The 12,599-nt window shown below is 69.2% G+C and carries 11 protein-coding genes and 3 pseudogenes; 5 read left to right on the top strand and 9 right to left on the bottom strand.

The genetic code is table 11. The features are described 5' to 3' along the window. Nucleotide 1 precedes the first annotated feature (1 nt). Together ACFY0T_RS46960 and ACFY0T_RS46955 are read left to right on the top strand one after the other, a co-directional pair. A pseudogene (locus ACFY0T_RS46960) lies at nt 2-446 on the top strand (ArsI/CadI family heavy metal resistance metalloenzyme). Between the two features lie 7 nt (nt 447-453). Then, nucleotides 454-1,667 (top strand): annotated as a pseudogene (locus ACFY0T_RS46955) (MFS transporter). A 367-nt stretch (nt 1,668-2,034) separates the two neighbouring features. Here ACFY0T_RS46955 and ACFY0T_RS46950 read toward each other — a convergent pair. The 6 genes from ACFY0T_RS46950 to ACFY0T_RS46925 all read right to left on the bottom strand — a co-directional run bounded on the left by ACFY0T_RS46950 (nt 2,035) and on the right by ACFY0T_RS46925 (nt 6,738). Then, nucleotides 2,035-3,642, bottom strand: coding sequence for a cation acetate symporter (locus ACFY0T_RS46950; protein WP_388884704.1), 1,608 nt, complete (start codon nt 3,640-3,642; stop codon nt 2,035-2,037). Beyond that, entirely contained in the window at nt 3,639-4,070 is a 432-nt protein-coding gene (locus ACFY0T_RS46945) for a DUF485 domain-containing protein (RefSeq protein ID WP_388884703.1), read from the bottom strand. Before ACFY0T_RS46945 ends, ACFY0T_RS46950 begins: the two co-directional genes overlap by 4 nt. A 388-nt stretch (nt 4,071-4,458) precedes the next feature. After that, on the bottom strand, nt 4,459-5,112 hold the full coding sequence (locus tag ACFY0T_RS46940; protein WP_388884702.1) for a TetR/AcrR family transcriptional regulator: 654 nt from the start codon (nt 5,110-5,112) through the stop codon (nt 4,459-4,461). A 253-nt stretch (nt 5,113-5,365) separates the two neighbouring features. Next, nucleotides 5,366-5,989 carry a DUF6083 domain-containing protein gene (locus ACFY0T_RS46935; protein WP_388884701.1) on the bottom strand — a complete coding sequence of 208 codons (624 nt, stop codon included), beginning with the start codon at nt 5,987-5,989 and terminating at the stop codon, nt 5,366-5,368. 231 nt (nt 5,990-6,220) lie between these two features. Next, nucleotides 6,221-6,394, bottom strand: coding sequence for a hypothetical protein (locus tag ACFY0T_RS46930; protein WP_388884700.1), 174 nt, complete (start codon nt 6,392-6,394; stop codon nt 6,221-6,223). Nucleotides 6,395-6,468: 74 nt separating this feature from the next. Beyond that, the gene (locus ACFY0T_RS46925; protein ID WP_388884699.1) at nt 6,469-6,738 is read right to left on the bottom strand and encodes a hypothetical protein; all 270 of its coding nucleotides are present in this window, start codon (nt 6,736-6,738) and stop codon (nt 6,469-6,471) included. 322 nt (nt 6,739-7,060) lie between these two features. On the opposite strand from ACFY0T_RS46925, the pseudogene ACFY0T_RS46920 reads away from it, so the two are divergent. Together ACFY0T_RS46920 and ltrA are read left to right on the top strand one after the other, a co-directional pair. Beyond that, a pseudogene (locus tag ACFY0T_RS46920) lies at nt 7,061-7,175 on the top strand (transcriptional regulator); the annotation flags it as partial. A 566-nt stretch (nt 7,176-7,741) separates the two neighbouring features. Further along, nucleotides 7,742-9,061, top strand: a complete 1,320-nt coding sequence (gene ltrA, locus ACFY0T_RS46915; protein ID WP_388884698.1) for a group II intron reverse transcriptase/maturase — start codon at nt 7,742-7,744, stop codon at nt 9,059-9,061. A 534-nt stretch (nt 9,062-9,595) separates the two neighbouring features. On the opposite strand, the gene ACFY0T_RS46910 is transcribed toward ltrA, so the two are convergent. The 3 genes from ACFY0T_RS46910 to ACFY0T_RS46900 are packed head-to-tail and all read right to left on the bottom strand — an operon-like array spanning nt 9,596 to nt 11,346. Continuing rightward, nucleotides 9,596-10,051 carry a DUF6069 family protein gene (locus ACFY0T_RS46910; protein ID WP_388884697.1) on the bottom strand — a complete coding sequence of 152 codons (456 nt, stop codon included), beginning with the start codon at nt 10,049-10,051 and terminating at the stop codon, nt 9,596-9,598. A gap of 12 nt (nt 10,052-10,063) precedes the next feature. Next, on the bottom strand, nt 10,064-10,342 hold the full coding sequence (locus ACFY0T_RS46905; RefSeq protein ID WP_388884696.1) for a hypothetical protein: 279 nt from the start codon (nt 10,340-10,342) through the stop codon (nt 10,064-10,066). A 5-nt stretch (nt 10,343-10,347) separates the two neighbouring features. Next, nucleotides 10,348-11,346 carry an RNA polymerase subunit sigma-70 gene (locus ACFY0T_RS46900; protein WP_388884695.1) on the bottom strand — a complete coding sequence of 333 codons (999 nt, stop codon included), beginning with the start codon at nt 11,344-11,346 and terminating at the stop codon, nt 10,348-10,350. A gap of 175 nt (nt 11,347-11,521) precedes the next feature. Between ACFY0T_RS46900 and ACFY0T_RS46895 the strand changes: the two genes are divergently transcribed. Then, nucleotides 11,522-12,292 (top strand): transposase, encoded by a 771-nt coding sequence (locus tag ACFY0T_RS46895; protein ID WP_388884694.1) that lies wholly within the window; start codon nt 11,522-11,524, stop codon nt 12,290-12,292. The last annotated feature ends 307 nt before the right edge of the window (nt 12,293-12,599 follow it).

Raw genomic sequence — 12,599 nt, 5'->3', positions numbered from 1 at the left:
CATGTCCCGCGTGCAACTCGCCCTTCGCGTCCCCGATCTTGAGGCCTCGGTCGCCTTCTACAGCAAACTGTTCGGCGCCGAACCGGGCCAAACTCCGCGACGGCTACGCCAACTTCGCCATCGCCGAACCCCCGCTAAAGCTCGTCCTGATCCAGGGCGCGCCGGGCGAGGACACGCGGATGGACCACCTCGGCGTCGAAGTCGAATCCTCCGAAGCCGTCCACGCCGCGACCACCCGCCTGGCAGGCCAGGGTCTGGCAACAGACGTGGAGAACGACACCACCTGCTGCTACGCCCTGCAGGACAAGGTGTGGGTCCACGGACCCGGCCAGGAATCGTGGGAGGTCTACGTCGTCAAGGCCGACGCCGACATCCTGGCCAAGCAGAAGGACAGCACCTGTTGCGCCACCACGGCCCAACCGGCCGCGGCCAGCGGCTGCTGCTGACCGCGAGATGGCCAACCTTCACACCAGCGAGGCCGCGACCGGCGCCGGGGACCGGTCGCGGCCTCGCGCCGCCCTGCCCGCCCTGTGCGCCACCCAGATCACCAGCTGGGGCATCGTCTACTACGCCTTCCCGGTGCTCAACCCGCAGATCAACAAGGACACCGGCTGGCCGGTCGGGGCGACCACGGCAGCCTTCTCCGCCGCCCTGCTCGTCTCCGCGTTCACTGGCATACGGGTCGGCCGGATCATCGACCGCAGGGGCCCACGCGCCGTGATGACCGCCGGCTCGGTCCTCGGCGTACTCAGCATCCTCATCGTGGCCGCCGCCCCGAACCTGGCCATCTTCACTGCCGGCTGGCTGCTCGCCGGAATGTCGCTGGCGGCCACCTTCTACCGACCCGCCTTCGCCGCGCTGACCCGCTGGTGGGCCCCCGACCACATCCGCGCGCTCACCGTCTCACTCTGGCCGGCGGCCTCGCCTCCACCGTCTTCGCGCCCGTCACCGCGGCCCTCGCCGACCACATGTCCTGGCGCGCGACGTATGCCGTCCTGGCCCTGGTCCTCGCTGCCGTGACGATCCCGGCCCACTCCCTCGCGCTGAACGCCCCCTGGCCCCCAGCGCCGCAAGCTCCCGCTCACGTCACCGGTGGCGCGGACGCGGTGGCCCGCAGCCGGCCGTTCTGGCTGCTGGCGGCCGCCCTGACCCTTTCCGCGTTCAGTATTTACGCCGTCGTCGTCGCCCTCGTCCCGCTCCTGCTTGAACGCGGCTTCACCACCAGCCAGGCTGCCTGGGCCCTGGGCCTCGGCGGAGCCGGTCAGACCCTCGGCCGCACCCTGTACGCAACCCTGGCCCGCCGCACCCGGCCAACTGCCCGCACAGTCACGCTCATCGGGCTGGGCGGCCTCACCACAGCTGCTCTGGCGCTCGTCCCGGGCCCCTACGGCCTGCTGGTCGCCTTGTCGCTCGCGGCTGGCATGGTCCGTGAACATCACCCTCCTGCAGGCCACCGCCATCACCGACCGCTGGGGAACAACCCACTACGGCCGGCTGTCTGGACTCCTCGCCGCGCCCGCTACTGCGGCTTCCGCCCTTGCCCCGTTCGCTGGCGCCGCCCTGTCCGCACCACTGGGCGGATACCCACAACTGTTCGGACTGCTGGCCGGCCTTTCTACGCTGGCCTCGCTCATCGCTCTCGGAACGGCTGTATGCCTTCAGCCTGACTACTAACCCACTCGTGGCCCGATGGTCGTCCTTCAGTTCGCACCACAGCTTTCCCCCGGAGAAGGCCCCTTCTCTGGGGGCTCGGCGGGCGTGGTGTGACGTCGTACGGGATGGCTTCGTTGACGCCCTGGGACTCGCTCTCAGGGGGGTGTGGCTCTGTGGCGGGTTGTTGTATAGCCCCCAGGCCAAACGGAGTTGCACATGCGGGCGTTGGCGAGGAGGGCGCGCAGTCCGTCGGCGCGCCCTCCAAGCTGCAGCGCGTGGGCACCTTCTGACGCTGTGTCGGGCCGCGGAGCCTCGCCTGATCACGGGGGAGCCCCCGGCGCCGCTGTCGAGGGCTCCCCCTGCTTTTGTGAGGAGTCGCCATTATGAGGAGTCGCTGCCCACGAGCATGCGCAGCTCGAAGGCGGACCGGGTGGCCGGATGGGTCCTCTCCTTACCCATCACGGAGCCCAGCCATCCGAGCAGGAAGGCCAGGGGGACCGAGACGATGCTCGGGTACTTCAGCGGGAAGACGTCGAAGTCCATACCGGGGAACAGTGCGGCCGGATTTCCGGAGACGGCGGGAGAGAGTACGGCCAGGGACACCGAGCAGATCAGGCCGCCATAGACGCTCCACAGTGCTCCGGTGGTGGTGAAGCCCCGCCAGTACAGGCCGAACAGCAACGAGGGGAGGATCGCCGAGGCCGCGACGGCGAACGCCAGCCCGGCGGCGAAGGAGACGTTGAGGCGTGAGGAGAAGAGGGCGATGGTCGTCGCCCCGGCGCCGATCACCACCACCGACGCGCGGGCCACCAGAACTTCCTGGGACGCGGTGGCGCGCCCCTTCATGATCACCGCACCATAGACATCGTGCGCCATAGAGGTCGCGGCGGCGAGGGCGATGCCCGCCACGACGGCCAGGATGGTCGCGAACGCCACACACGACATCACGGTGAGCAGCAGCGACCCGCCAAGCGAGCCCCCCAGCAGCAGCGTCGCCGTGTTCCCCGAGGCATTGCTGCTCACGACCTTCTGGGGGCCCAGCAGGCCCGCCGCGCCGAACCCGAGGACCCCTGCGGTCACGCAGAAGGCGCACGTCAATGCGGCTGTCCATTGGACGGAGCGCCGGGCGGAGCGTGGGTTGGGCACCGCGCGCAGGCGCAGCAGGAGGTGCGGAAGGCCGGCTGCTCCGAGCACCGCTCCCAGTTGCAGGCTCAGCGCGTCCAGCTTGTCGGTGCCAGTGCCCTGGGACCGTGCTCCGGGCGCGAGGAACGCCTCGCCGACGCCGCTGCGTTCGGCCGCGACCCCCAGCAGGTGACTGGGGTTCCAGCCGAACTTCCCCAGCACCAGCAGGCCCAGGTACATGCTGGCAACCAGCAGGAAGGCGGCCTTGAAGCACTGCACCAGCGTCGCGCCGTACATGCCGCTGATGGCCACGTAGATGATCATCAGGATGCCGAGGAACAGCATCAGGAAGTTCTGGGCCGGGACTCCGGTGATGCCGAGCAGAGGGGCGGCGAGGGCACCGGCACCCACCAGCTGAGCCGTCAGGTAGAACAGCGAGATCACCAGCGTGGCGACGCCCATGGCCAGGTGGACGGGGCGCGGCCGCAGATACTGCGCCAGCACATCGCCGACCGTGTACTGCCCGGCGTTGTGGAACGGCTCGGCGACCAGCAGGAGGATCACTGCCCAGGCGACCACGGGACCCAGCAGGTAGGGGATGCCGTCGAACCCGGCCAGCGCGATGAGACCGGGGGTCCCCAGCAGCGTCGCGGCGGAGATGAAATCGCCGAACAGGGCGATGCCGTTGCGGGGGGAGGACAGTCGGCGACCGCCCGCGAAGAAGCGCCGGGGTGTGTCCGATTCCGATGCGTCCAGCAGGGAGATGAGCACGACGCCGACGACGAAGACCGCGAAGACGGTGATGACAACCCCGGTGTGGCTCGTCTGCGTGAGCACGGGAGACGCGAGCACGGGAGAGATGGTCATTGCTCCTCCCCTCGGTATCCCAGTCCTGCGCGCACCCGGTCGACGAGCGGATCCAGGTGGGTGCGCGCGTAGCGCGCGTACCACCGGCAGACCGCGAGCGTGGTGCCGCACTGCAGCAGCGCCAGCGCCAGGCCGACGTTCAGATGGCCGATGAGTCTGATCGCCATCACATCGGGCGCCCAGCTCGCCATGAGGGCATTGACCAGGTACAGGCTGATGACAGCGGCGGCGACGGGAAAGATTCTGGAGCGGCGCTCGGCACGCAGCCGGGCGAGGGACGTCATCACCTCGGGCGGGGTGCCCCACTCCGCAGGAGCCTCGCGGGACTCCTCAGGAGCCTCACGGATGTACGGCGACGGTTGCCCGTACGGCGACGGTTGCCGGCGCGGCTCGTGGAAGCCATAGTGCGGCTCATGGGGCCCGTACACGGCATCAACTCCTTGCTGCGAGCGGTGACGCGAGGCCGTGTTTGAGCAGGGATAGCCTGACACCACAACCGAACGCCGTTCGGTTCGGGAGCTTAGAGTGGGCTCCTACGCCCGACAAGGTGTGGGACCACGGCAGGTCGAGGTGTCACCGCGCTGTGACCTTGGGCGCGGGGTGCCACCGCTGCCCGGCGCCGCGGCCGGGGCCGGGCGCGGGGAGGGGTCCGCCGGGGGCGATCAGCGGCCGGGTCGTGCGGATCGCCGAGTCCGTCATGGGCGATCGGCGGCCGCTGTGCGGATCGGGAATGGGCCGCTGTGCGGAGCTGGAGCCACCGCTGGGTCGGCGTGCGGTGGATCGGGAGCCCGCCGCCGGGTCGGCGGGCGGGGCGGATCAGGAGCCCGACACGGACGCCTTGGGATCCGTCACGCGCGCGTGCAGCACGCTGAGGCCGTCGAGGAACATCTCCAGGGCCAGTTCGAAGCTGTCCCGGTCGATGGTGGCCGCGTGGTCGCTCAGGCGGTGGGCATCGGCCAGGTGCGCATACCGCTCGACGTAGACCTGTACGTCGTCGTCGAACCCTCGGGCGAAGGAGCTCATCGCCGACCCGATGACCAGGTACTTGGTCGAGGCTCCGATCATCGTGGCGTAGCGCGGGGGCCAGCCGGCGCCGACGAGGCCGCCGTGCACGGTGTCGGCGCGCCGCAGCGAGGCCTCGCGGCGGGCCGGGCCGTGGGCCAGGAACGGAACGATATGGGGGTGGGCGGCGAGGGCGGCGCGGTAGGACCGGGCCCAGGACGCCACGCCGTGCCGCCAGTCGCCGGTCTCGAAGCCGGAGACGTCCACGCTTTCCATGATGGTGTTGGTGATCTCGTGGAGGACGTCGTCCTTGGTCTTGACGTGCTCGTAGAGGGAGGAGACCTGAACTCCGAGCTCCCCGGCGAGCTTTCGCATCGACAGCTCGGCAAGCCCCTCACGGTCCACGATGGCGAGCGCCGCGGCGCAGATGCCGCCCCGGCTGAGGATCGGCTTGGTCGGTCGGGCCACCGCTGCACCCCCGCATCGCTGCGCGCTCCGTCCTTCGCAGCGCCGTGTGCTCAGCGTTTACGGTACACGCACTCCGATAACCGAACATCGTCCGGAAGGGCGAGGTCGTACGATCTCAAACTTCCCCGAGCTGCCGTACGTTTCCGGCGTGGGGCGCCATTCGTCGTGCGCCCAAGTCAAACCCGTCCCGCTTGTCGAAGTCGATGTGCCTGGGGGGGCAGGCGGTCCCCCTGCCCCGCCCCACGCCTTTTCGTCAGGCCGGCGTGCCAGCGACTCCGGTGCGGCCGTCCGGGACGCCGACAAGCGTCACGATGACCTGCCTGCGGATGTCCTCGCCGAGCACGTCAACCAGGGCGTCGGTGGTGGCGGCGACCAGCTGGGCGGGAGCGTCCGGGGCCTCGGGAAGGTGATAGGCGGCCTCGCGCATGCTGAGGGTGACAAGCGGGGTGTCGTTCTCGGTGGGGACGCCGCCGATGCCCCGGCGTCCGGCAACTCCACCTCGCCCAGCAGCAGCGGCTCTGCCCTCAGCCCATGTGTTCGCCTCCCGCTCCGACCGGCGCGCGTTCTCCTCCCGCATCGCCGTCAGCCACGGCCATAGATCCGGCAGTTCCTGCCCCGCACATGCCAGACGGTGCTCAACCCGGCACCGCTGCTGCGCATCCGGCGGACACACTCCGTACACCGTCACCCGGCCGTCCGACAGAACAATCCACCGATGCTCCGCCGGCACCAGATGTGCCAGCACATCCACCCCCGGCTCCAGCAGCACCCAGTCCTGCTCCAGCGTCGGCACCCGATCCTGCGGTAGGCCGCAGCACGGGCACGTGAAAACCTGCCCGGCGCTAATCCGGACCGGCCCCTCCTCGACAACCCCCATACACCGAGCGTGCGGAGCTGCAAGCGCACCGCACGAACCGGACGGGAGGCGCGGGGCAGGTCAGGCTCAGCCCCACACGAGAAGCTCGGCGCGAACCCGACAAGCCCACCAGCCGCGATAGCAGCGGCCGGACAGGCCGTCTAGACAGGACGGCGCCCCCTGCATACGAAGCCACGGGGGCGCTACGCGAGTCAGACCTCGGTCAGCTCAGACGATGAGGCGGCAGCCCGACTACGCGTCCGGCCCGCCCGGCTCCGGCAGTTCCGCCCACACCTGCGCCGCAATCAGATCCGCCTCATCCTGCGGCGTCCCCGCCTTCACCAAGATGATCCCGCGGCTGCCATCCGGGAACTTCACACTCCGCGCCTCCATGCCCAACCGGCCCGGCGTCGGCTCCTCCGGCATACTCGCTCCTCCAGTCGGGGAAACCACGCTAAAACGCCCCCACCACAGCCGGCAGGGGCGTTCGGCCAGACGGCCTACAGTTCGGCCAGTTGCTCATTCAGATAGGCCTGCACCGGTGCGAACAGCCCGCCCGGCACCTGCCCCGGAATCTCTCCGAGCCGCACCCAGCGAACCTCCGCAACCTCCCGCGGGCTCGCCACTCGGGCCGTGCCAGCCAGCAGTCGGCACGCCACGTAGGCCACCTGCCAGCCGGTTTCCGGGTGCACCCGCTCACCCAGCATCAGGACCGGCTTCACCAGCAGGCCCACCCTCGACAGCCGCCCTGAGGAAGTGGACAGGTTCACCGCAGAGGTCCTGGGGATGCCTATCCGGCGACACCGGGGGAGTGCTGCTCATGGTCACCGCTTCCGCTGAAGTTGCTGCTCGCCTCCAGCGCAGCACCGACAAAGGTACGGCGGGGTCGGATCCCGCAAGTTGAGCGAGTGGTTGTGCAGTTTCATGGAATGGGGCGACATTGTGACCGCGAGTGGTGAAATTCTACTGACCCCGCCGACTCCAGAAATGGCGACGCTGCACTTCCGAACCTCAGAATCCGGTATTCTTGACTCACGTAGAGGTACATGCGCTTGAGGTTCCGTCAATTACGGGCAGGCTGAGGAGACGAAGGTGCCGGAGAGGAATATCGAGTTCGGCAAATACGGGGCTCGCGGCATCAAAGGCCATGAGGCCGTGGCCCCGCCGGCTCGACGCGCTCGCCAGCTTCATCGCCACCCCGATCACTGAGCCATTTCCGTGCGCCCAGCAGAATAGGAGGTGGCACCGTGACGTAGCGGTGTTCTTGCTGTTCGGAAGCTCGTCGTCGCCTGCCGGTGGAAGTCCGGTCCGGGTAGCTGCCAGGAGGCCCGGTAGCAGGCTGGCGGCGTCGGAGGGAAACGTCCGGCGTCGAAGCCCAGTGTCAAAGGCCCTGCAAGGGGGAGCGACGATACGGTCCGTAGCATCACGCGAAGCCTGCGGCGTCGTTACTCAGCCATCCTTTCGGGTGGAACGAGGGAGTGCCGAGCCCTTCGGAATCGGGGTGAAGGCCATGGAAGCGGTGAAGATCCTGGACGGGCAGCCGTGAAGGACTCCCCGGCGTATGGGGCGCGGAACGTATCGAAGGTGGCGGCGGGAACTGGGGAGGCCTTCCCTGGCCCGATGACCTGCGGATAGATGTCATCGGAAGCGGCGCGTCCTATAACCGGTGATCCCGGGAAGTGGGCGCGGGCCGGGTAGGCGTCGGAGGTGGCCGTAGTACCGGTTGCAGCCGGGAGACAACACAACTCCCGGTGAAGGGCCACTACTTCGTCGGTGCGTCATGAAGTGAAGGAGGGGCCCGGTGAGTGCCCGGCCAAGGCCGATCCCGGACGACGGTTCCACGCACTGGGAGACAAGATCCACCGCAGGGATGTTCTCCGGCGCGCGTGGGCCATGGTGCGTGCCAATAACGGCGCACCGGGCATCGACCGCATCACCCTGGCTGCGGTCGAGGAGTACGGCATCGACCGTCTTCTCGGCGAGTTGGCTAACGAGTTGAGGCGAGGGCAATACCGTCCCTTGCCCGCCCGCCGGGTGCTCATTCCCAAGCCGGGGGTGAAGGACGAGCGCAGGCCGCTGTCCATCCCGACGGTTCGTGACCGCGTCGTGCAGGCCGCAATGAAGATCGTGCTCGAGCCGGTCTTCGAGGCCGACATGCTGCCGTGCAGCTTCGGGTTCCGCCCGAAACGCTCGGCCCACGACGCCCTGCAGGTGCTCATCGACGAGCACCATCGGGGCAGACGGTGGGTGGTGGAGACGGACATCGCCGAGTGCTTCTCGGCGATCCCGCATGAAGAGTTGATGCACGCGATCGAAGAACGCATCTGTGACCAGTCTGTCCTCAAGCTCTTGCGGCAGATCCTGCGCGCCGGGGTGATGGACGACGGACGGGTGCGGCGGCCGATGACCGGGACCCCACAGGGCGGTGTGATTTCACCGTTGATGTGCAACGTCTATCTGCATCGGCTGGACCGGGCATGGGACGAGCACGACGGGATTCTGGTCCGCTATGCCGACGACCTGGTTGTGATGTGTTTCTCCCGCAGTCAGGACGAGCGGGCGCTTGCCCAACTGGTCTGGCTGCAGGGCGAACTCGGGTTGAAGCCCAAGGCAGCCAAGACCCGGATCGTGCACCTGGAGGTGGGAGGGGAAGGCTTTGACTTTCTTGGATTTCACCACCGCCAGGTCCGGTCCCGGGGGCTGCACGGACGTCGACGCGTCGAGTTCCTCGCCCGCTGGCCCTCGAACAGGGCGATGCAGCATGCCCGTGACCGGATCCGGGAGCTCACTGCTCGGCGCCGGCTTCCGCTGCAGCCGCAAGCGATCGTGGAGGACCTCAACTTGTTCCTCCGCGGGTGGATGGCGTACTTCAGGTACGGCCATTCCGCCCGATGCTTCAGCAAGATCGGCAGATTCGCGAGGGAACGCGTCGCGCACTTCATCAGCAGGAAGCACCGGCGCAGCCGGGCGTTCGGCTGGTGGGTGCTGGCCGTCGCATCCCCCGAACGAACTCGGACTGGTCAGCCCGTATGGAACCGTCGTTGCACCCAGGGCCGGCAAGCCCTGGCGGGAAAGGCCGAATGCGGCCGGTGAACGGCGTCGGTGAGCCGTGTGCGGGAGAACCGCATGCACGGTTCGATGCGGCGGGGGCTGGAAACGGAGCGGACGTACTCCGCCACCGCGCCAGCCCCCGACCCTACAACCTCCCACGTCACAAACAGCGTTCCCTGCCCCGCCGGCTACGGCGTGGAAGCCTCCCGCAGGCGTAGGTGTCAGGGCTCGGCTGCGAGCGCGTCCTGGCGCGGCTTGAGCCTGACGTCGACCCGAGAGAGGGCAGATCCCGGCTCAAGCCGCCGCGCAGGAGCCGAGTCCACGTGGGAGGCGCGCGACGGCGGGGTCGGCCAGGGTGAAACGCGACCGGGGTACCCGGTACGCCCCGACAGAAGCGGGTGGCGTTTGGTCTTCATCCCGCACGGTGCCCTGTGCTTCTTCGCACACGCGACTCAGCTTTCGAATTGACCAAGAAAAGGAACCTGGAGTGGAGGGTGGCAGCACCGGGAGCCACGTTAGTTACTGTAGTGCGCTCGCGCACGCCCTTGCGCCGCGCATTGTCCCGTTGCGGGATCGTCAATCGGTCCGGGTGCGGAGGCTCCGCGCCAGGGTGGGGATCATCACCGTCGCAGGGACGAGGTGTAGCCCGAGGAGGGCGGTGGTGGTGGCGGTGTTTGCCCCGGAGAGGAGAGGCGGGACCAACGAGATCGCGGTCAGCGACACTGCCGTCCACACGAATCGCTCGGCGGGGCGAGCGCTCCAACGAAGAAGAGCGACGGCAATGACGATGCCCACGACCGAGAAGAAGCCGGTCACCACGGCGAACCCGGACAACGGGATCGTCTCGCCACCATCGGGGACCTCGAAGTCGACCCCAACGGCCTGGGCAAGCGCCGCGGCGAGGGTGGTGGCCACCATCGCTGCGAGCGTGGCAATGAAGCCGGTGCCGGCGAGCCCGCGGAGTCGGTGGGTGTGGCTGGTCTGGCCCGATGCCGGGCCTGCGACGAACCCGGTGTCATTCATGCTGTTCATGTCGTTCCTCCATCATTCGGTAACTGGCGTACGGGGTGTTGACTGGCATGTGACGGTCCTGGCCCTGGGGGTGACGATGCGCACCCTCGCCGTGCGACGGCCGGGGCTCCGCAGGGCGCGGACGCCGGTGCCGCGGAGCCAGAACCCGGCGTCGCGTCCGAGGACCGGCCCGGGCTCGCCGTCGCGCAGCTCCAGCTGCACCCGCCCGCGGGTGACGACGCCGAACGCGTCGCACCACTCCGCCGCGACCACCGCGACACGCACGCCACCGCGCAGCGCGAGCGTCCACACCGGGACTACTCCGTGCCGTCCGCCGGCAGGCGCTCCGGCAGCCCGAGCCGCGGGAACTGGTCGTCGTGGAAGATGACGATCTCGGTGATCGCCCCACCGGTGATCCGCAGGACGTCGATCGTCAGCGGCAGGTACGCGCCCTCCCGCTTCCGCCAGAGGTAGAAGGCAATGGCGGGCTGCCGGTTCACGGAGGTGAGGACGGCGCGCAGGCCCTTCATACCCTCGAATCCGCTCTCGACCCAGTCGTTCACCACCGCGTCGCGGCCGACGTTCAGGCCCGGCGTGGGCGGCATCGAGCACCGGACGTCGTCCCGCAGCATGGCCGCGATCCCGTCGACGTCGGTCGCGACGCTGGCTTCGGTGAAGCGGCGCACCAGCTCGCGCGTCCCGGCGTCCTGTTCGCCGCCGGTCCAGTCCTGCCGCTCGGCGGGCAGGCGCTCCCGCATGCCGGCGCGGGCCCGCTGCAGCGCGCTGTTCACGGAGTTGACGGAGTCCCCGAGGAGCTCCGCGACGTCCTTCGCCGGCCAGCCGAGCACGTCCCGCAGGATCAGCACGGCCCGCGGGCGCGGCGCGAGGTGCTGGACTGCGACCAGGTAGGCCAGCTCGATCGTCTCCCGCGCGACGGCGACGGTCTCCGGCTCGTCCGCGTCGCCCGCGGGCAGCTCGTCGAGCAGCCGGTCCGGGTAGGGCTGCAGCCACAGCACCTCGCCGCCGGTCGCAGGCTCCGGGCGGCACTTGGCGAGCAGGTCCAGGCAGGCGTTGGTGGCGATCCGGTACAGCCAGGCCCGGAACGTCGACCGCCCCTCGAAGGTCTCCCGCCGCCGCCAGGCACGGAGGAACGTTTCCTGCACGGTGTCCTCGGCGTCCTCGAACGACCCGAGCATCCGGTAGCAGTGCACATGTAGCTCCCGCCGGTGCCGCTCCGCCAGCCCCGAGAACGCCGGCTCGTCGACCTCGCCCAGCCCGCTCACGCCCAGCTCCTCCAGCCGCGTGTCCGCACTCATCACGTCATCCTTCCGCCTCGTCGTGTCCCGTCGTAGGTGTGACGGGTGCGGGCGCGAAAACTCATCACTAGGGTCCGTCGGCATGGCTGAGCGTTTCTCATCCTTTGAGCAGGTCCCGTCTCTGACTGCGCAGGTCGCGCGGGCGAGTAATCCGGGCGGTACGACAGCGATGTGGGTGAGAGACCGGCTGGACGGGCTGTGGTGCGACGAGGACTTCGCCTGCTGGTACCCACGCGACGGGCGCCCCGGCCTCTCGCCCGCCCAGTTGGCCACCGTCTGTGTGCTGCAGTTCCTGCTCGACCTGTCGGACCGTCAGGTGGCCAAGGCGATGCGCTGCCGCATCGATTTCAAGTACGCCCTATCCATGGAGCTGGACGATCCCGGCTTCCATCACAGTGTCCTGGCCGACTTCCGTGAGCGCCTCGCCCAGGGCGATCGCGCCGACCGCCTCCTCGACCTCGCACTGGCCCGTCTCAAGGACGCCGGGCTGGTGCGCGAACGCAGCACGCAGCGCACCGATTCCACCCATGTTCTGGCCGCGGTGCGCGACCTGACCCGGCTGGAGTTGATCACCGAGGCGGTGCGGGCCGCGCTGGAAGAGCTCGCCGGCACCGTCCCACACCTGCTGGCCGGCCTGGTGGCCGAGGAGTGGGGACGCCGCTACGGCCGTCCGGTACGCCTGGGCAAGAACCCCACCCGGCCCAAGACCAGGATCAACACCACCGGCGACGACGCCTTACGGCTGCTGGAGCATCTTCGCGGGCACGGGGCAGGCCGCGCGTTCGGCCCCCGGGTCCAGGCCCTGCGGCAGATCATGGCACAACTACTACCGCGACGCGGCGGGCCGCCTGCGCCGGCGCACCGACGACGACGGCGGGCTGCCGCCCCTGCTCTGCGGGGTCGATGGCCAGCCGGTAGCGGGTCTTGTCGGCGACCCAGTCGGTGACGTACTGACACCGGTAGCCGGCGTACGGCGGTAGCCATGTGGACGGGGTCGTGGTCGGATGTGGTCCGGTTGGAGGCGGCGGACACCGCGATCAGGGCGCGGGAGTCGTCCAGCTCGTTGGCGTAGGCCTCGCGTTCCTTCGCGGCCTGCGCGCCAGGGCGTAGCTGGGCATTTCCCCACCGCAGCCGTTCCAGTTCGTGGGGGTTGGGAGTTGCTGCCGGGATAGTGAGCAGGAGTGACTTCTGGTGAGTGTGAGTGAGTGCTGGGGCTGGATGCGGTTGTTCCGCTGTGCGCCGGAGGGTCTCCT

Origin of the sequence: Streptomyces sp. NPDC001530, from assembly GCF_042894545.1 — a bacterium.
Taxonomy (GTDB): Bacteria; Actinomycetota; Actinomycetes; order Streptomycetales; family Streptomycetaceae; genus Streptomyces.
This window is presented reverse-complemented; position numbering and strand designations above follow the sequence as displayed.

Coding starts and splice junctions, on each gene's coding strand:
- ACFY0T_RS46950 (WP_388884704.1), bottom strand. CDS start 3,642: ATGACCATCTCTCCCGTGCTCGCGTCTCCCGTGCTCACGCAGACGAGC.
- ACFY0T_RS46935 (WP_388884701.1), bottom strand. CDS start 5,989: ATGGGGGTTGTCGAGGAGGGGCCGGTCCGGATTAGCGCCGGGCAGGTT.
- ACFY0T_RS46930 (WP_388884700.1), bottom strand. CDS start 6,394: ATGCCGGAGGAGCCGACGCCGGGCCGGTTGGGCATGGAGGCGCGGAGT.
- ACFY0T_RS46910 (WP_388884697.1), bottom strand. CDS start 10,051: ATGAACAGCATGAATGACACCGGGTTCGTCGCAGGCCCGGCATCGGGC.
- ACFY0T_RS46900 (WP_388884695.1), bottom strand. CDS start 11,346: ATGAGTGCGGACACGCGGCTGGAGGAGCTGGGCGTGAGCGGGCTGGGC.